Genomic DNA, 19,561 nt, shown 5'->3' with positions numbered 1-19,561 from the left:
ATATTTAATTCATAGCAAAATGCACATTCAGCCTATACAAAATAAGTACGAAAATGAAATCGTAGATTTGATTTTAAACATTCAGCAAAAAGAATTTAATGTTCCTGTTACACTAGAAGATCAGCCCGATTTATTAGACATTGAGAACTTTTATTATAAACCCGGCGGCATTTTTCTTGGGGCATTTATTGATGATAAATTGGTTGGAACTATTGCTTTAGTAAAATTCAATTCTGAAGCTGGAGCCATTAGAAAAATGTTCGTGAGAAAAGAATTTAGAGGCAAAGAATTTCAAATCGCACAGCAATTATTAGAACAACTAATTGCTTATAGCAAAGAAAAAGGAATTAAAGACTTATATTTAGGAACAGTTACGCTTTTGCAAGCGGCTTTACGTTTTTACGAAAAAAATCATTTTGTCACGATTCCAAAAGAAACGCTTCCAATAGATTTTCCGTTAATGCGACCTGACAATGTTTTTTGCCATTTAAAACTAAATTAATAAAAATGAACAATATAATTGACGAAATTGGGATATTAGCCATATCAACGCGATTGCAGCGCCTGAGCGAGCAATTACGCAAAGAAGGCGCTTTAATTTACAAGTCGTTTGATATAGATTTTGAACCGAAATGGTTTCCTGTAATTTATACGCTACACATCAAAGAAATGTTGAGCGTGGTCGAAATTGCAAACGAAATTGGCTATAGCCATCCGTCAACTATTAGTTTATTGAAAGAATTAGAAAAACAGAAACTCATCAGTTCTAAAAAAGATAAATTGGACGAACGTAAAAGATTGATTGTACTAACCGCAAAAGGAAAAGAACTTGTGGTGAAAATGAAACCGGTTTGGAAGGTGATGAAAAAGGCGCTAAATGAAATCACAGATAACCAAAACAATCTCTTGAAAGCGATTGAAGAAACGGAACAAAATTTAATTCGTAAAGGTTTTCTCCAAAGAGCTTCAGAATTAAAAACTGAGACTGAAAATTAACCCCTATTCCTTACCTGTAATCTTTTTTCTGTGATTGTGTCCCCATTTTGCCAAAGAATCGATTACTTCTTTTAATGAATGTCCGTATTCAGTTAATTGATACTCAACAGTTATGGGTTGTGTATTTAAGACCGTTCTGGTAACTAATTGATTTTCTTCAAGGTTTTTTAATTCTCTGCTCAGCATTTTTCCTGAAATCCCTTCGACTTCACGCAATAAATCGGTAAATCGCAAGGTATTAAAACAAAGAGAGGCTATGATAGAGATTTTCCATCTTCCGTTTAAAATATACATGGCATCATGTACCGCCATAATATGTTGTGTGCATTTTTTAGGATCGTGTTCTACTTCTTTTAGCATGTTTTATTGTTAAGTTACCTCGATGTTACAGTTACTTTTGGTAATTGGATGACAAAAATACACTTAAAGTGTTTACATTTGAATACAATTTTAATTTATAAAATAATATGGCCTTAATAGATGCACTAAAGTGGCGTTATGCTACAAAAAAAATGAACGGACAAGCAGTTCCGCAAGAAAAAGTAGATTATATTCTTGAAGCAGCAAAGTTAGCTCCATCATCTTCTGGACTACAGCCTTACAAGATTTTTGTTGTTACAAACAAAGATTTAAAAGAAAAACTTAAAGCAGTAAGTTTTGACCAAAGTCAAGTTACAGATGCTTCTCACGTTTTGGTCTGGGCTGCTTGGGACGGTTACAACTTAGAGAGAATTTCTGCTGTATTTGACAGAACAATTGCCGAAAGAGGAATTCCTGCTGACGCAATGGATGAGTACAAACAAAGACTTTGGGGAATGTACGAGCCTCTTGGACAAGAATGGCACGCTCACCACGCAGCAAAACAAGCTTACATCTCGTTTGGTGTTGCCATCGCTGCAGCTGCAGAACAAGAAGTAGATGCGACTCCAATGGAAGGTTTTATTCCTTCTGAAGTAGATAAACTTTTAGGTTTGAACGAACTTGGACTAAAAAGCGTTTTGGTTTTACCTCTAGGATATAGAGATCATGAAAATGACTGGTTGGTAAACATGAAAAAAGTAAGAACTCCGCAAGAAGATTTTATAACAGAAATCAAGTAAAATATTATTTTTTGCTTTTGAAAAATGCTTTTGAAATTGCGTAAAGTCGCTTTTTCAGAAGCATTTTTCGTTTAACCATTTCATTTTCAAATCCAAACCAAGTTCGATTTAAAAAAACAGAAAAATTATTTTTTTTGAGCTCTGTTATTTTTTTATTATTTGCAAAAAATAGGTACGGAATACGGATAATTAAATAATATTGTATACCTAATTTTGCTTTATCCAAAACAATTCATTCTAATTAAATTCTAAAAACGTATGTCTGATTTTTTAACGCAATTTGGGGAAGACCTAAAAAAGAACGTACCTGGTTTTATTGCCGTTTCTGTTGCTGAAATCGCAAGCGGCATGTCATATTATTCACAGTCTGCAGTTGCAGATTTTGATCCAGAATTGGCATCTGCCTATAACCTTGAAGTAGTTAAAGCAAAAATGAACGCTATTAAAGCTTTAAACTTAGGCGGTCAGGTTATTGACAATATCATGATTACATTAAGTTCTCAAATTCACATTATCGACGTTTCTGATAATCAAGATTACTTTATTTATCTGGCTGTAGACTCGACAAAAGCTAATTTGGGTATGACAAAATCTATCCTTAATAAGTACAAAAAAGAAATTGTAGCTAAACTATAACACAATTTTGCCCCATTGTAAAAAGGAATATTCCAGACTAGGAGTATTCCTTTTTTTTATTTCTAATTTGTTCCTCATTTCTTTAAAATATTTTATATTTCCAAAAACAAATAAAGAATTGCATACATGGAACTACGCGCTTATTTTGAAAAATATTCTGATGAAGCAACCTGTATTGAAGAGCTTAAAAACAAACGTTTGGAAAATGGGCTTTTATGCAGAAAATGCGGGCATAATGTCCATTCTTTTCGTCAGAATGATTTAAAATTTCAATGCCGTAAATGTGGCAGCAGGATCAGTTTGAGATCTGGAACTGTAATGGAAAACTCCAACCTCCCGATTCGTTATTGGATGATTTGCATCGAATTGATGACGCTTTCCCACAGAAGAATATCCATACTTAAAATTCAATATCTGCTGGGACATAAAAGATATGAACCGATCTGGTTGATGGTGCAGAAAATCCGTTTGGTTATGAAAATTAGAGACGAAAAATACCGATTGAGAGCGTATTCTGAATTTGATCCTGAGTTTCTTCAGAAAATTGACAAACTTGCAGTGCAGAAGAAAGTAAAAAATGAGGAGATTTGAGAGATGATTAAGACAAAAGAAGCAAGAGGAAAGACTTAAGAAGCGAGAAGAAAGACAAAAGAAGCAAGAAGAAAGAAGCAAGAAGAAAGAAGAAAGAAGAAAGAAGCAAGAGGAAAGACTTAAGAAGCGAGAAGAAAGATCTAAATCTTGAGATTTGAGATGTGAACTTTACAAATAAAAAAGCCACAGATTATTGGAATTAAAATGATTTAAAATCTGTAATAATCCTGTAATCTGTGGCTTTAACAATATTGATACAGAGGAACTTTGCACGAGGCTTCCCCAAAAACCTCGTGACGCTCAACTAGACAAATCTGAATTATTAATGCTAGATGTCATCGTATAATTTACCATTTACCATTAACAACTCACAATCATAAACTTATTTCTTCTTGTTTTTCTTAGCTTTAGCTCTTTTCGCTTTGTTTTTAGCGATTTTTTTTGCTTTTGCTTTATCCTTTGCTTTTTTAGCTTTGGCTTTCTTTTTTGCTTGCGCTTTTAGTTTTGCTTTTTTCGCTTTAGCTTTCTTCTTGTCTTTCGCTTTTTCTTTTTTCTTAGCTACTTTTTTCTTCTCTTTCTTCTCTTTTTCTTTCATCTTTTTATTCTTTTTTGATTTCGATTTTTCTTGGTTTTCATCAGATGTTTCTTCTGTAGTTTCAGATACCGCTTCTTCTCCTAATTCACTTTCTTGAGATGTCGCTGCAGTTTCTTCTACAATTGATACCTCTTTTTCTATTACTTTTTTAGGAGCTCTTTTTGTTTTTGGCTTAGATTCTGGAGTATCTACAGCCGATTCTGTTTCTGAAACTGAAGCTTCTTGCTGTCCGTTTTCTTCGCTTGAGATAACTGGAGCAGCTTCTACCTCCTGATCGATTTCATTAGTAAGCACTTCTTTTGTCATTATTCTGTTAATTTTAAGAAATTGATTAAATTTATTTTGGATTAAACTAATTTTTAATGTTATTAAATCATTAAATTAACATCAAAAAATAATAAACAAAGATAAATTGAAAAAGGTATTCGCCAATGTTAAGTTTTTCATTGTTAAAAAAAATCATCATTATCTACTTAAAAACCAACAACTTACCCAATGTTAAGTTTTTTATTGCCTTTTTTACACAATTCAAAACCTCCTTACAAGCTTTATAAAGCTGTTCTGATTTTAAAAAAAGGATTAACAAATTGTATAATTTCGCTTTAAATTTGATAAAATGATTAACGATTTAGAATACAAATCCATTAAAGCCGGCCAAATTCTTTCTGATTTTGTGGATAGTTTTTGGTGCATGGAGAATAAATCCCGTGAAACATTAGAAACAATTGGCCTTCCTGACGGACGAATTGATCTTTCATTAATAAAAACTACTGAAACTCCATTTCAAATTAGACTTCTAGGCTTAGGAACGCAGCAATATGAAAAAGGAAAAATTCCCGCCAATAGTCTAACTTTTGTAATTAGTTTTAAACTTCCTGCTGTCGAGTATGTTTTTCGCGATAGCATTGCATCAATTCTAAACTCAGGAGAACTGCTTCCAAATGATTTTTGGGATTTTAACGAAAATGATTTACAAGATTTTGAATTGTTTTGCCAAAAAGCTTCTTCAAAAATAGAATCTTTAGCAGTAAAGAAAATCGATACTCGGAAACAAAAACTATTCAGACTTATATATGAAAGCAACGGTGACAAGACTGTAAAAGAGTTATCGGAACAATCCAATTGGAGCAGCCGCCAAATAAACCGTTATTTTAATCAGCGCTTTGGCCTTTCGTTAAAAACCTATTGTTCCATTCTTCGCTTTCGCGCTTCATTAGAACATATTGCAAAAGGAAAGCTTTTTCCAGAGGAGAATTTTTCAGACCAAACGCATTTCATTAAAGACATCAAGAAAATATCGGGTTCACTGCCCAAAACACTTTTTCAAAATAAAAACGACCGATTTATACTATTATCAGCTCTTTCGTCTCAATAATTTTGCAACATAGATTTTAAACACAAAGCTATGTTACTAGAAAATAAACAGGTTGCCATTATTGGCGGCGGAATGGGCGGTTTAATACTTGCTCGTCTTTTGCAGCTTCAAAATATAAAGGTAAAAGTTTACGAAAGAGACCTCAACTCAAAAGTTCGCGTGCAGGGCTCTCCCTTAGATTTACATGAAGATTCCGGTTTAATTGCTATGGAAAAAGCAAATTTATTGAACGAATTCTACAAAAACATTCGCCCGAATGCCAGTAAGGCTCGAATTGTGAATCAGAATTTTGAATTGAAATTTGATGAGCATACTATTCAGAAAACTGCTTCTAAAAAAATTGCAAACGCAAATCAGGATTCACTGCAAGATATTTCAAAACCTCGTCCAGAAATAGATCGTTCTGAGCTTAGAGCCATTTTATTAAATTCCCTTTTAGCAGAAACCATCGTTTGGAACAGCCAATTTCTTTCTATGGAAAAGGAAAAGGAAGGCTGGCGATTGTTTTTTAAAAATGAGACAAGCGCTTATGCCGATTTGGTAATTGGCGCAGATGGAGCATCTTCTAAAATCCGTTCTTATTTAAGCGATCAAAAACCTCTTTATTCTGGCATTACCATGATTGAAGGTACAATTTATAACGCCAAAGAAAATGCTCCTAAGCTTTTTGAGTTTTCAAATGGAGGAAAAGTGCTTGCTATAGGAAACGAACAAAATATTATGTACGGCACAAAAGGAGATGGCTCATTAATGTTTCTTCTAAGCAGTAAAATTCCTGAAAACTGGATTACAGAAAATGATTTAGATTTTAAAGACAATCAGAAGATTTTTGATTGGTTTATCGCATTCTATCCTAACTGGAGTCCTGAATGGCACGAACTTTTTTTGAGCAAAGAATTGCATTTTATACCGCGTCCGCAATTTTATTTCCCTCAGAATCAATCTTGGGAAACGCAAGATAACCTAACTATTATTGGAGATGCTGCACATAGAATGCCTCCTTTTGCTGGAAAAGGTGCTAATCTGGCAATGCTTGATGCTGTTGAATTAGCCGATTTTCTAACCAATAATCAGTCTTCCGATTTAAAAACTGCTATTTCTTTTTTTGAGAAACAAATGCTTGCCAGAGCTGCAGCAGCTTTAGAAAACACTTTAAAAAACGGCGAACAACTGCATGCTTCAAATGCTTTAGAAAAACTGCTTTCCCTATTTAGCAAGTCTGTTTAATCTTAATTGTTTTATTTCAATTACTTACATTTTTTATTTAAATTTACAAATACCTAAAAAGCGTTGTCTAAGTATTTATACACCTACTATAAGTTTCACTAAACAAATTTATACCATGAGGCATTTTCTACTCCTACTCTTTTTTGCTGCTTTCACTTATTCTTCTTTCGGACAAAAAATAGCAGATTCTGTTCCGAAAAAAACAAAAGACAAAAAAATTGAACTGAGAGTAATGCCTTATTTAAGCTATAATCGAAATCTCGATTTTATGTTTGGCGCCATCCCCATGATGATGTATAAATTAAACGAAGCCGATACCATTTCACCAAAATCCTTGTCTGGAATGTCGGCCATTTACACCACTAACAAATCTTATTTTGTAGCTCTTTTTAATAAATGGTATTTAAATAAAGACAAATGGCGTTTGAAACTTTTCTTTTTTACGGGAAATCAAAATTCGCAATTTTATGTTGACGATATCGACCAGCCCGATTTTTATGATTACGGAACCAAAACTACTGTATTAAGCGTGGGCGGACAACGTAAAATTGTCGGAAAGTTTTACGGAGGTCTTTCTTATACTTTTGCTCATTATGACACTACATACGAAGACAACATTTCTCCTTCTTCGGTTTCTCACAGTAATGCAATCGTTGTGAATTTATTGTATGATACTAGAGATGCTGTTTATTATCCAACCAAAGGATATAAAATTAGATTGGATTGGTCTACGTATCCTAAATTTATGGATAATGATTTAGCCTCTAACCGAATTTCTTTTCAAGCCAACAAATATATCCCAAATCGAGAAGGCAAAGATGTTATTGCTGCACGTTTTTATGGCAAATTCGGTCTCGGAAATGTTGCTTTTGAACAGCAAAGCACGATTGGCGGAACAGACATTCGAGGTTATTCTGAAGGAAGATATAGAGGTTCCGGCTTAATGGACATTCAAGGAGAATACCGCTACAACTTTGCCAAAAAAATGGGTTTAGTAGGATTTTTTGGTGTTGCAACCATTTACGGTTCTGACACTCCAAGTTTTGATTGGAAAATGTATCCTGGAGGCGGCGTGGGATATCGATACAATCCTTTCAAAAAATCAAAATTCAACGTCGGCCTAGACGGTGCAGTCGGTAAAGGCGATTGGGGCGTCTATTTTAGAATTGGCGAAGCATTTTAGAAAATTTTAAAAAGCTCTAAATCAAATAGATTTAGAGCTTTTTTTATTGTTGCAACATAGGTTTTCTTGTTTCATATTATAATATGCAACATCGAAAAAAAAATTCCTTTACCATCTTTCTTTAAATTTGAATATCCCAGATTTTTTAACCTACCAATTCCGAATTAATGCTTAAAACAATTTATTAATGTAAGGTGGTTATTATTCCTTGTGCTACCTTTTTATCCCAATTGCTTATGGCACAATCTTACTTTTCTAGTAGAATTTACACTTTAACTAAAAAACTGGTTTTTTCCACACTTTTAATCTTACTTGCCACTTTTCAAACCAATGCGCAGAACTGTAGTGTAAATGCCGGAGTATTGAATATAACTATTTGTGCAACTGACGCTTTAGTTTTAGAGGGAAACAGTCCGACACCCATTAGTGGCACTGTACATTGGACTCAAATTTCTGGTCCGGCAGTGACTATTACTTCCCCAACAAGTCCAAGCACAACGGTTTCAGGTTATACTGGAGGAAATACCTATATTTTTAGATATAGCGCAACTTGTAGCGACGGAATCGTATCCTATCAAGACAAAGTAGTCAATGTAAAACCCATAACGAGAGCCAATGCAGGTGCAAATATTGCAAGCTGTCCTAATAATAACGGAACATTGGCTATAATTGGGAATACACCACAAAATACTGGCGAAACAGGCTACTGGGAAATTGTCGGTGCTAACAATGCCGGCGTTGTAATTAATTTTCCAACATTGGCTACCTCAACAATCACACTCCCAGAAACAAGCTGTGGTGTCACTACACTCCAATGGGTTATTGAAGGGCCGGAATTTGCGCCAGGACAGCGCTGCCGAACGACTTCACAAATTACAGTAACCAATTATGGAGGTGCAAAACCTGTTTCTGCTGGTCCAGATCAAACTTTAAGCAATTGTTATACAACTACTCAATCGACTAATCTAAGCGGTAGCTATGGTGGTTGCGGACTTAACGGGCAAAATGGACAATGGACATTTGTTTCGGGACCTAATACACCAACAATTGGCAGTGCCAATTCCAATACTACAAGCGTATCCAATTTAGTTCAGGGAACTTATACTTTTAGATGGACGGTAACGGGGCCTTGCGCATCGGGCAACGATACGGTTGTTATTAATGTTCCAGCGGCAACTCAGGACGTTACACAATTGCCAGGCGGAGACGAAAATATATTCTTTTGTGACAACACTATCAATCAAGTAACTCTTGTAGCGCAAACACCTTTATATGCAGGAGAAACAGTAGCCTGGTCTCAAGTTTCTGGTGGCGCAGGTGCTGTTATTGTTTCGCCAACAAACCCAACAACTTTAGTTACTAATATTTCGTCTGCGGGCGCTCCTTATAGATTTCGTTACACACTTACCAATAACAACACAGGTTGTGTTTTTACTAAAGACTATATTGTACAGTATAACGGTCCCACTAGAACTATTGTAGCAAACAACGGAAATGATATTGTGGGAAGCTGTAATGCAACTGTATTTACAATCCCACTCGCGGTTACAGGAACAGGTTCCAACCAATACCGAATTGTCAGCGGTCCTGTCCTCTCTCCTTTAGGCCCTTTCCCTACCGCTTTACAGAATGTTGGAAATTCGCTGACTTTAACTCTGACGGCGCCTGGAGATTATACAGTCGAATTTATTCGAAAACAAACTGGAGCCTTAACCGTAGAATGCGATTATGGTTTTGACACCATAAATATTTTGGTTTCGGGAGATCCCACCCCATCAAATGCTGGCACAGATGTCAGCCTGCCTTGTGGTGATACTACTACGGTTTTGTCCGGCGTAACCACCGATGATGGATTGCATTTTTGGAGTCAGCTTAGCGGTCCGAACACGGCTGTAATAGCAGACAATTTTGCGATTGACACTCCCGTGAGTAATCTTATTTCAGGCACATATGTTTTTCAATATATTACGAAAGGCGGTGGTGCTACTTGTGGATTTTCAGTTGCAACGGTCAATGTTTATGTCTCAGACAGCTCGATAACCGATGTTGATGCGGGTACCGATCAAGTGGTATGCGCGGGCTCGCAAGTTCCCCTTACTGCCGTACAACCTGAAGCTGGCGAAATAGGAACATGGAGCCAGATTTCAGGCCCCGACCCTATTACTTTTTCTAATGTAAACGATCCTAATGCCATTGCAAGCGGTTTTATCTCGCAGGTTTCAACTTATGAATTGCAATGGACAGTCTCTTATTCTCATCCAGGCCCCTCCTGTGGCGGGTCTGTTTCTGATACCGTAATCATTAATACAAACAATAGCGAAGCTCCTACCACATCAGATGCAGGTCCAAATGCATGTTATACCTCTGGAACAACAACTTTTAATCTTAGCGGAAATAGCCCGTCACCACTAGAGTACGGTATCTGGACCGTAACACCCTCAACTGGAGTCGTTTTCGCCAATGATAGTGATCCAAATACAATGGTAACAGTTCCTGGAAATGGAACTTATGTTTTTACATGGTCGATTACTTCACGATTAAGAGCCTGTCTTCCTAGCCAGAGCAGCGTATCTGTTACTGTCGCAGAAACTCCGCCTGCCGCTAATGCAGGTCCCGATCAAGAAGTTTGTGGCAATACACTAATAATGGCAGCAACCCAAAGCGGAGGTGCTATTGGAACGTGGACTCGAATTTCGGGGGCTGGAAATTATTTTATAAGCGACATTCACGATCCTAACGCCGTTTTCACTTTTACTTACAGCGGTTACTACATTTTCAGATGGACTGTTGACGCTAATATTTGCGGTCAGGCTTTTGATGATATCAATCTTACGATAGGGATTCCTCCCAATCAGGCAGCCGCAGGTCCAGATCAAAACGTCTGTAACAGTAACAGTGTGACTATGTCTGGAAATACATATGACAGTTTCTTTGAATTAGGACAATGGTCTGTTCTCACTGGCTCTCCTAACCAGCCCTTAATAGTTAATCCATCCGATCCGAATACAGCGATTACTGGTCTTATTGCTGGAACTTATACTTTCAGATGGACTATAACGGCCAAAAGTATTTTCTTATGTCCTGGAAGTTTTGATGATGTTGTTGTTGTTGTCGATCCGCGTGCAGATGCAGGACCTGATCAAACCCATTGTGACGTTACTAGTGTACTGCTTACAGCAGGCGAAAACTCAGTTGGAACTTGGACGCTTGAGAGTACAACTGGAGACCCAGCTGATGTCATAATTACGCAGTCTCCGTCAAACAATTATATTGCAAATGCAACCGTTGTTCCTGGAAATAGTTATGTTTTCACCTTTACTACTAGTACAAATACATTTCCCAACGGGGGCAGCTGTCCAGGAAATTCAGATTCTGTAAATGTTACTATTTATAATGGCGCTAGCCAGCAGCCAGATGCTGGTCCAGATCAGACTTTATGTATTGATGATGTGAATGCAAGAACTACAATGTCCGGTAGTGCTCCTCCTAGTGATGTAACATCGTCTGAATGGCGATTTGTTTATCAGCCATCGGGAAGCGTAGCTGTTATTGATAACCCCACAGATCCGTTAACATCTGTTTCGAATTTAACCGTTCCTGGCCTCTATATTCTTGAATGGGTATATCAAAGCAACAATTGCCGATCTTTATCTGATATAATAAGAATAGAGATGAATGCCCCTCCCAGTCCAGCAAATGCAGGACCTGACGATGCTATAGCCTGTCAGACGACCTATAAAACTGCAGCCGTTCCTCCTGCTGTTGGAATAGGAACATGGACGTTCGTTACGCAACCTCCTGGAGGTAATGCCGTAATTGACAATCCAAATAGTCCTGTTACTACTTTATCCAACATCAATGAATTAGGTACTTATGTTTTAAGATGGACAGTTACTAATGGCTCATTTGCCAGTCCTTCATTATGCGCACCTACGTCAGATGATGTGGCAATTACTTTTAATGATGTACCTCCTTCTGTTGCCAATGCAGGACCAGATCAAGAACTGTGTAACTTACAAACCGCCACCATGAATGCTGTAACCGTTACATCTGGTGTAGGTACATGGACACAGGTTTCTGGTCCAAATACAGCTCGTATTGGATCACCAAATCTTCCCAACTCCTTAATGCTTGACCTAATACCAGGTGTTTACGAATTTAAATGGACTGTTACTACCGCTGCTTCAACTAGCTGTATTTCTGAAGATACTGTCCTTGTCACTGTATATGCTCAACCTTCAACGGCCGATGCAGGACCCGATCAAACCGTACCTCAATTTTCTGCTATTAATATGAATGCGGTAGCTCCAACAATTGGAACAGGAAGCTGGACACAAGTTTCTGGACCTAGCACAATAGGCTTTACCAATCCTTCAAGTCCAACTACAGCAGTAACCGGAACTGTTTCTGGCGTTTATGTACTTCAATGGAATGTGGCAAATGGAACTTGCCCTGTTTCATCGGATACAATGAGACTAACCATACTTGCTGTTGCGGATTTAGAATTATCCAAAACAGTGACACCTACAACAGGAAGTGCTGGCGATATTGTTACTTTTAATATCAGTGTATTTAACAATAACGCGCAAGGAGGATCTGTAGCTGCTACAAATGTACAGGTTAAAGATTATATTCCGACTGGATTTGCCATAGTGCCAGGTTCTGTAGTTTCAGGAGGACAATATAATGTTGGTGATAATACCATTATATGGACCATTCCTTCTATTCCAAATGGATCTATTCTTACTTTAACCTACCAAGCGACAATTTTAGCCACCGGATCGTATGTGAATATCGCCGAAATTACCCATTCAGATCAATATGATCCTGATAGCACGCCAAACAATCAAAATCCTGCGGAAGACGATCAAGATACCGCTACAGTTGTTCTTGATGTTGCCGACTTGTCTCTTAGAAAAACGGTTTCACCGACTACGGTAAGCATAAACGACAATGTTATCTTTACCATTTCTGTTACCAACAGCGGCCCAAATAACGCAACAGGAATTACCGTTTCTGAACATTTACCATCAGGCTATACTTATGTGAGTGACAATGGTGGAGGAAAATACGACAAAACCACTGGAATATGGAATGTTGGAAACCTAAATAATGGAAATACCATTACACTCCAAATAACAGCAAAAGTAAATGTGGCAGCGCCAGCCAATTATCTAAATGTAGCTGAAATACAAACTGCCAAACAATTTGACCCTGATAGTACACCAGGAAACGGACTGCAAGAAGACGACATGAGCAGTGCAACAGTTACTTTAAAACAAGCCGATTTAGAATTGACAAAAACGGTTTCTCCTACAACTGCCGCTGCAGGAGACCAAGTGCTATTTACAGTGCATCTTCTTAATAATGGACCAGGAAATGCGACGGGCGTTGCCGTTCAAGATGCTATTCCTGAAGGATATACAATTGTTCCAGGATCGGTATCCAATGCTGGATTTTATAATGTTGCAAATGGACACCTAACTTGGTCAAATTTGACCTTACCAATTAGCGGCACATTAGATTTAACATTTAGAGCAACTGTAAATCCAGTAGGCCCCTATCTAAATACTGCTCAAGTTACCGCCAGCGACCTTCTTGATCCAGACAGTACACCAAACAATGACGATGGTAACCAAAGTGAAGATGACGAAGATAATGCCACTATAACTTTTATAGGTCCAACAGCTGACCTTGAATTAACCAAAGAAGTCGTAACAGGTAATACAAGCCCTGTAATAGGCAGTCAAGTTTCATTCAGACTGATTATTACAAACAAAGGACCAAATAATCCTTCAGGAGTTTTAATTAAAGATCTTTTGCCTTCTGGATATGAGTTTGTAAATTATAGTACCACAGATGGAATTTATGATGCCACAACAGGGATTTGGGATATTGCCTCTATAGATTCTGGAGCTACGGAAACACTTATCATAGATGCAAATGTGCTCCCAACTGGAGATTATAAAAACATTGCTGAAGTTATTGCCAGCAGTCTTCCAGATCCTGACAGTACGCCTAACAATGATGATGGAGATCAAAGCGAAGACGATGAAGATAGCGTTATCCTAACGCCAATTCAGCCCGTCGCAGACCTATCGTTAACCAAAACAGTCAGCAATACTACGCCTTTGGTAGGTTCTTTAGTGACCTTTCAGATTATAACCACCAACAGCGGGCCTCAAAATGCATCGCAAGTAGAAGTAAAAGATCTATTGCCTTCAGGTTACACCTACTTAAATTTTAATTCTACAAGTGGAACTTATGACCCTATAACAGGTATTTGGTCATTGGATATTTTAGAAAATAGCGAATCTGAAACATTACAGATAAATGCTTCTGTAAACGCTTCTGGTGATTATACGAATATTGCCGAAGTAGTAAATAGTAGTCTTCCTGATCCAGATTCGACTCCAAACAATGGTGATCCAGCAGAGGATGATTACGGAACTGCAACTACAACTCCTATACAGCGATCGTCAGATTTATCAATAACCAAAACTGTAAACAATGCAGCTCCTGTGGTGGGAACTATTGTTACTTTTGAAATTATTATTACCAATAATGGTCCTCAAGATAATACTGGAATCAAAGTCAAAGATATCCTGCCTTCTGGTTATACACATAACGGATTTACGGTTACAACAGGAACTTACGATCCAACAACAGGAGAATGGGTAATAGGGAGTTTATTAAATGGTAACTCCGAAACTTTACAGATTGTTGCCACAGTAAATGCTTCTGGAGATTATACTAATATTACCGAAGTGATATCGGCCGATCTTCCTGATCCGAACTCTACGCCTAACAACGGAGTTCCAACTGAAAATGATTATGCTTCAGTTAGCACCACCCCAATTCCGCAAACTTCTGATTTATCATTAACCAAATCCGTAAATAACCCAACGCCAATTGTAGGTTCTCAGGTTGTTTTTGAAGTTACATTAACCAATAATGGCCCTAATGATAATACAGGAATTCAAATTACAGACGTACTACCGTCAGGATATACTTTCACAGGGGTTACTACCTCAAAAGGAAGTTACGATCCTGCCACCGGTTTATGGACTGTTGGTAATTTAATAAGCGGCAACCTAGAAACTCTTGAAATTTTAGCAACCGTCAACGCTACAGGAGATTACCTAAATGTGGCAGAAGTAACGGCAGCCGACCTTCCTGACCCAAACTCTACGCCAAATAATGGAGTGCCAACAGAAAATGATTACGCAACAGCCAATACAACACCAATACAGCAATCTTCTGACCTTTCATTAACCAAAACAGTAAACAATACGACACCTTTGGTGGGTTCTCTTATCAATTTTAAAGTTGTCGTTACCAATAATGGGCCGAATGATAATACGGGTATTGAAATTACAGATGTATTGCCTTCTGGATATTCTTTTGTTTCCTTTACCACTTCCAAAGGAACTTTTAATCCAGCAACAGGAATATGGACTATTGGGAATTTATTAACGGCAAATTCAGAAACCCTTCAAATTTTTGCTACTGTAAATGGTACTGGAGACTATACAAATGTTGCCGAAGTAAGCGCAAGTGATGTTTTTGACCCTAATTCGACTCCTAATAATGGAGTACCGACAGAAAATGATTATGCAGCGGTCACTACTACTCCAATACCGCAATCTTCTGATCTTTCTTTAACCAAAACGGTAAATAATGCTGTGCCTTTGGTGGGAGCTGTAGTTAATTTTGAAATTATCGTTACAAATAATGGTCCTAATGACAATACTGGAATCCAGATAACAGACTTATTACCTTCTGGATATACTTTTGCGTCGTTTACTACATCAAAAGGAACTTATGACCCTACTACAGGACTATGGACAATAGGCGATTTATCAAATTCAAACTCAGAAACATTACAAATTGCAGCAACCGTAAACGCAACAGGTGATTATACAAATGTTGTAGAAGTTACAGCTGCTGCGGTTCCTGATCCAGATTCAACACCAAATAATGGTGATGCAACGGAAGACGATTACGCTTCTGTTTCTACAGCTCCAATTGCGTTATCATCAGATCTTTCGTTAACCAAAACGGTAGATAATGCGACACCTTTGGTAGGAGCTGCAGTGAATTTTACAATTGTACTTACCAATAATGGTCCAAATGACAATACTGGAATTACAGTAACCGATCTGCTTCCTTCAGGATATACTTTCAGCTCGTTTACCACTTCAAAAGGAACTTTTGATGCTGCAACAGGTATTTGGACAATAGGCAATTTATTAAGTGCAAATTCAGAAACTTTACAGATTTCTGCTATCGTAAATGCTACTGGAAATTATTTGAATGTAGCAGAAGTAACAGCTGCGGATCTGCCTGATCCAAATTCTACTCCAAGCAATGCAGTACCAACAGAAAACGACTATGCCTCTGTTTCTACAGCTCCAATCGCGTTATCATCAGATCTTTCGTTAACCAAAACCGTAGATAATGCGACGCCTTTGGTAGGTTCTGTAGTAAATTTCACAATCGTGCTTACCAATAATGGTCCAAATGACAATACTGGAATTGCAATAACCGATCTGCTTCCTTCAGGATATACTTTCAGCTCGTTTACCACATCAAAAGGAACTTATGATGCTGCAACGGGTATTTGGACAATAGGTAATTTATTGAGTGCAAATTCAGAAACTTTACAGATTTCTGCAATTGTAAATGCTACTGGAAATTACACTAATATTGCCGAAGTGACAGCTGCTGCCCTTCCCGATCCAAATTCTACTCCAAACAATGGAGTACCGACCGAGAACGATTATGGATCAGCAACAACAGTTCCGAATCCATTGTCTGCTGATTTATCATTAACCAAAACCGTAAATAATGCAACTCCTCTTGTTGGCTCACAAGTTATCTTTGAGCTTATTGTAACCAATAATGGCCCGCAGAATACAACTGGAGTACAAGTAACAGATTTATTGCCGAATGGATACACTTTTAGCAGCTACACATCAACCAAAGGCACTTACAACAGTACAAGCGGAAGATGGAATATTGGCTCTGTTTTAAACGGAGATATACACATATTGCAAATAACCGCAGTTGTAAATCCTTCAGGTAACTATCAAAATAGTGCCGAAGTTACCGCAAGTGCTGTTCCTGATCCTAACTCGACTCCTGGAAACGGAATCGCTACAGAAAATGATTACGCAACTGTAACGACATTCCCAACAGGATTAGCAGCAGATTTATCATTAACCAAAACGGTAAATAGAACCAATACCTTAATTGGCACTCCCGTAACTTTTGAAATTATTATAACCAATAGTGGCCCACAGAATACTAGTGGTGTAGAAGTTACAGATTTGCTTCCATCAGGTTACACCTACAGTAGCTTTACTGCAACAAAAGGAACTTATAATAATACGACCGGAAAATGGACAATTGGTTCACTTGCAAATGGAGATTCTCAGACCTTGCAACTTACAGCAATTGTAAATGCTACTGGAAATTATGCAAATATTGCTGAAGTTACAGCAAGCAGTTTACCAGATCCAGATTCCACTCCAAATAATGGAGTTGCAGCCGAAGACGATTATGCTACTGCCGCAACTACTCCAGTTTCTGCCGTTGCAGATTTATCTTTATCTAAAACCGTTGTTGGCAGTAATTTAAGTCCGGTATTTGGCGCAACCATAACATTCTTAATCAAAGTTGATAATGCTGGCCCACAAACCGCAACAGGAGTCGAAGTAAAAGATTTGCTTCCGAGCGGTTACAATTTTACCGTTTATAGTTCGACTGCTGGAGTTTATGATGAGCTAACTGGAATTTGGAAAGTAGGAATTATTCCAAGTGGAGATTCAGAGTCATTGCTTATTGGCGCTACGGTTAAAAATAATGGCGTTTACAACAATGTCGCAGAAGTGTATCATTCAAATGAATTTGATCCAGATTCAACACCAAATAATGGTGTCGTTGGCGAAGATGATATGAGTTCTGTCAATGTCACTCCTATCAATACCGTTGCCGATTTATCTTTAGAAAAAAGAGTAGTCAACGACAATTTAACACCAGCTATTGGCTCTGAAATAACATTTGCCATAACGGTGCGCAACGCAGGGCCAAATATTGCCAGTGGTGTCATGGTAAAAGATCTTCTGCCATCTGGTTTTACTTATATTTTCTATAATGCTTCATCTGGAACTTATAATCCTACTACAGGAGAATGGCTCCCAGGAATCATTCTTCCAGGAAACAGCCATACATTATTGGTAAATGCATTGGTAAAAGCACCTACAGGGGTGGCAAACGAATATATAAATAGTGCCGAAGTCATGACTGCAGATCAGTCAGATCCTGATAGTACGCCTGGAAATTCTGTTACTACAGAGGATGATTATGACAGCATTGAAGTAACACCAATAGTATCGCAAGCCGATTTATCTCTAAAGAAAGAAACGCTTACAGGCAATCTTAACCATAACATTGGCAGTACTGTGATATTTGAAATTACGGTTACCAATGATGGCCCAGCTAACACTTCAGGAGTAGTCGTAAGAGATGTTCTTCCTGCCGGATTTGCTTATTCTACTTATACTGCAACCAACGGAATCTATAATAACCTTACCGGAATTTGGACTGTAGGCGCTGTAAACAATGGAGCTACTCAAACGCTTCAAATATATGCAGTGGTCAAAAAACCATCTGGACAGTCGGGAGAATATACGAATACAGCTGAAATTATTGCCAGTAATCTTCCTGATCCTGATTCAACACCAAATAATAACAATCCAACTGAGGATGATCAGGACAGTATTACCATCAATATAAATATTGCCGATTTAAGTCTTGAGAAAACGGTAAGCAATAAGAATCCAAATGTAAATGAAGTAGTAACCTTTATCCTTCAAATAGGAAATGAAGGTCCAGCTGAAGCTACAGGCGTTGCCATAGAAGATATTATTCCGTTAGGATATAAAAATATCTCCAACATTACCAATGGCGGAATTTTTAGTCTGAATGCCATCAAATGGATTGATCTGAAAGTTCCTGTCGGAGGTCTTACACTGACTTATAATGCTACCATAGCCAATCCGCTTGGACTTGAACAGGTCGATTATATTAATATTGCACAAGTAACTGCAAGCGATCAATTTGATCCTGACAGTACGCCAAATAATGATAATGGAGATCAAAGTGAAGACGACGAAGATTCTGAATCTGTTGCTATTCCTACCACCGATATCGCCATTCGTAAAGAGGTCGATAAAACGGAAGTGCCAATGTATTCTCAAGTAATATTTACTATTACAGCTGAAAATGTTGGCAATCTTGCGGCTACCAACGTTGAAATTCAAGATTTACTTCCGAAAGGATATTCATTTGTAAGCGCAAAAACTTCTTCTGGAACCTACAATGCCGGCACAGGAATCTGGGCAGTTCAATCTATTGCAAAAGGCACTGCGCAAACACTGGAGATTACGGTTAAAGTAGTTGATTTTAAAGATTATTTAAATACGGCACATTTAGCAAAATTAGATCAAATCGATTCGAACTCGAACAACAATCAGGCTAGTGCGACGGTTTCTCCAAATTGTTTGAAAATTTACAATGAATTTTCTCCTAATGATGACGGGCAAAACGATTATTTCTACATAGATTGCATCGATCAATATCCTGATAACCAGCTAGAAATATTCAATCGTTGGGGTAATTTGGTCTACTATAAGAAAGGCTACAACAATACTTGGGACGGTAAAGAAGAAAACTCTTCAAAAACGCTTCCAGAAGGCACCTATTTCTATATTCTTGATTTGGGAGATGGATCTAAAAAAACCTCGGGCTGGCTTTATCTCAAATAGTACCGTAAGCGAGTTTCGAAAAGAATA

General features: G+C 37.7%; 11 protein-coding genes and 1 pseudogene. 9 read left to right on the top strand and 3 right to left on the bottom strand.

Annotation, left to right across the window (positions count from 1 at the left end; translation table 11 throughout):
- Window positions 1-19 precede the first annotated feature (19 nt).
- Both ABTV69_RS14950 and ABTV69_RS14945 read left to right on the top strand, forming a co-directional pair.
- On the top strand, window positions 20-502 hold the full coding sequence (locus tag ABTV69_RS14950; RefSeq protein ID WP_433830089.1) for a GNAT family N-acetyltransferase: 483 nt from the start codon (window positions 20-22) through the stop codon (window positions 500-502).
- A gap of 5 nt (window positions 503-507) precedes the next feature.
- The gene (locus tag ABTV69_RS14945; RefSeq protein ID WP_433830087.1) at window positions 508-996 is read left to right on the top strand and encodes a MarR family winged helix-turn-helix transcriptional regulator; all 489 of its coding nucleotides are present in this window, start codon (window positions 508-510) and stop codon (window positions 994-996) included.
- Between the two features lie 3 nt (window positions 997-999).
- Here ABTV69_RS14945 and ABTV69_RS14940 read toward each other — a convergent pair whose 3' ends face one another.
- Window positions 1,000-1,356 (bottom strand): winged helix-turn-helix transcriptional regulator, encoded by a 357-nt coding sequence (locus ABTV69_RS14940; protein WP_433830085.1) that lies wholly within the window; start codon window positions 1,354-1,356, stop codon window positions 1,000-1,002.
- A gap of 107 nt (window positions 1,357-1,463) precedes the next feature.
- Here ABTV69_RS14940 and ABTV69_RS14935 point away from each other — a divergent pair, with 107 nt between their 5' ends.
- Window positions 1,464-2,096, top strand: coding sequence for a nitroreductase family protein (locus ABTV69_RS14935; protein ID WP_433830083.1), 633 nt, complete (start codon window positions 1,464-1,466; stop codon window positions 2,094-2,096).
- A 4-nt stretch (window positions 2,097-2,100) separates the two neighbouring features.
- Here ABTV69_RS14935 and ABTV69_RS14930 read toward each other — a convergent pair whose 3' ends face one another.
- The gene (locus ABTV69_RS14930; protein ID WP_433830081.1) at window positions 2,101-2,322 is read right to left on the bottom strand and encodes a hypothetical protein; all 222 of its coding nucleotides are present in this window, start codon (window positions 2,320-2,322) and stop codon (window positions 2,101-2,103) included.
- 32 nt (window positions 2,323-2,354) lie between these two features.
- Here ABTV69_RS14930 and ABTV69_RS14925 point away from each other — a divergent pair, with 32 nt between their 5' ends.
- Window positions 2,355-2,732 (top strand): hypothetical protein, encoded by a 378-nt coding sequence (locus ABTV69_RS14925; RefSeq protein WP_433830080.1) that lies wholly within the window; start codon window positions 2,355-2,357, stop codon window positions 2,730-2,732.
- 126 nt (window positions 2,733-2,858) lie between these two features.
- Window positions 2,859-3,314, top strand: a pseudogene (locus ABTV69_RS14920) (transposase); the annotation flags it as partial.
- Between the two features lie 391 nt (window positions 3,315-3,705).
- Here ABTV69_RS14920 and ABTV69_RS14915 read toward each other — a convergent pair.
- Window positions 3,706-4,224, bottom strand: a complete 519-nt coding sequence (locus ABTV69_RS14915) for a hypothetical protein (protein ID WP_433830078.1) — start codon at window positions 4,222-4,224, stop codon at window positions 3,706-3,708.
- A gap of 310 nt (window positions 4,225-4,534) precedes the next feature.
- Here ABTV69_RS14915 and ABTV69_RS14910 point away from each other — a divergent pair, with 310 nt between their 5' ends.
- From ABTV69_RS14910 to ABTV69_RS14895, 4 genes are all read left to right on the top strand, one after another.
- A complete protein-coding gene (locus tag ABTV69_RS14910) occupies window positions 4,535-5,293 on the top strand; it encodes a helix-turn-helix domain-containing protein (protein WP_433830076.1) in 759 nt (252 codons plus the stop codon).
- Window positions 5,294-5,323: 30 nt separating this feature from the next.
- On the top strand, window positions 5,324-6,520 hold the full coding sequence (locus ABTV69_RS14905) for an FAD-dependent oxidoreductase (protein WP_433830074.1): 1,197 nt from the start codon (window positions 5,324-5,326) through the stop codon (window positions 6,518-6,520).
- Between the two features lie 115 nt (window positions 6,521-6,635).
- Window positions 6,636-7,703 carry a BamA/TamA family outer membrane protein gene (locus ABTV69_RS14900; protein ID WP_433830072.1) on the top strand — a complete coding sequence of 356 codons (1,068 nt, stop codon included), beginning with the start codon at window positions 6,636-6,638 and terminating at the stop codon, window positions 7,701-7,703.
- Between the two features lie 236 nt (window positions 7,704-7,939).
- The gene (locus tag ABTV69_RS14895) at window positions 7,940-19,534 is read left to right on the top strand and encodes a PKD domain-containing protein (protein WP_433830070.1); all 11,595 of its coding nucleotides are present in this window, start codon (window positions 7,940-7,942) and stop codon (window positions 19,532-19,534) included.
- Window positions 19,535-19,561: the final 27 nt, after the last annotated feature.

This window comes from Flavobacterium anhuiense (assembly GCF_050990855.1).
Classification (GTDB): domain Bacteria; phylum Bacteroidota; class Bacteroidia; order Flavobacteriales; family Flavobacteriaceae; genus Flavobacterium; species Flavobacterium anhuiense_C.
Note: the sequence above shows the minus strand (reverse complement) of the source record. Positions and strands in the feature narration are given on the sequence as shown.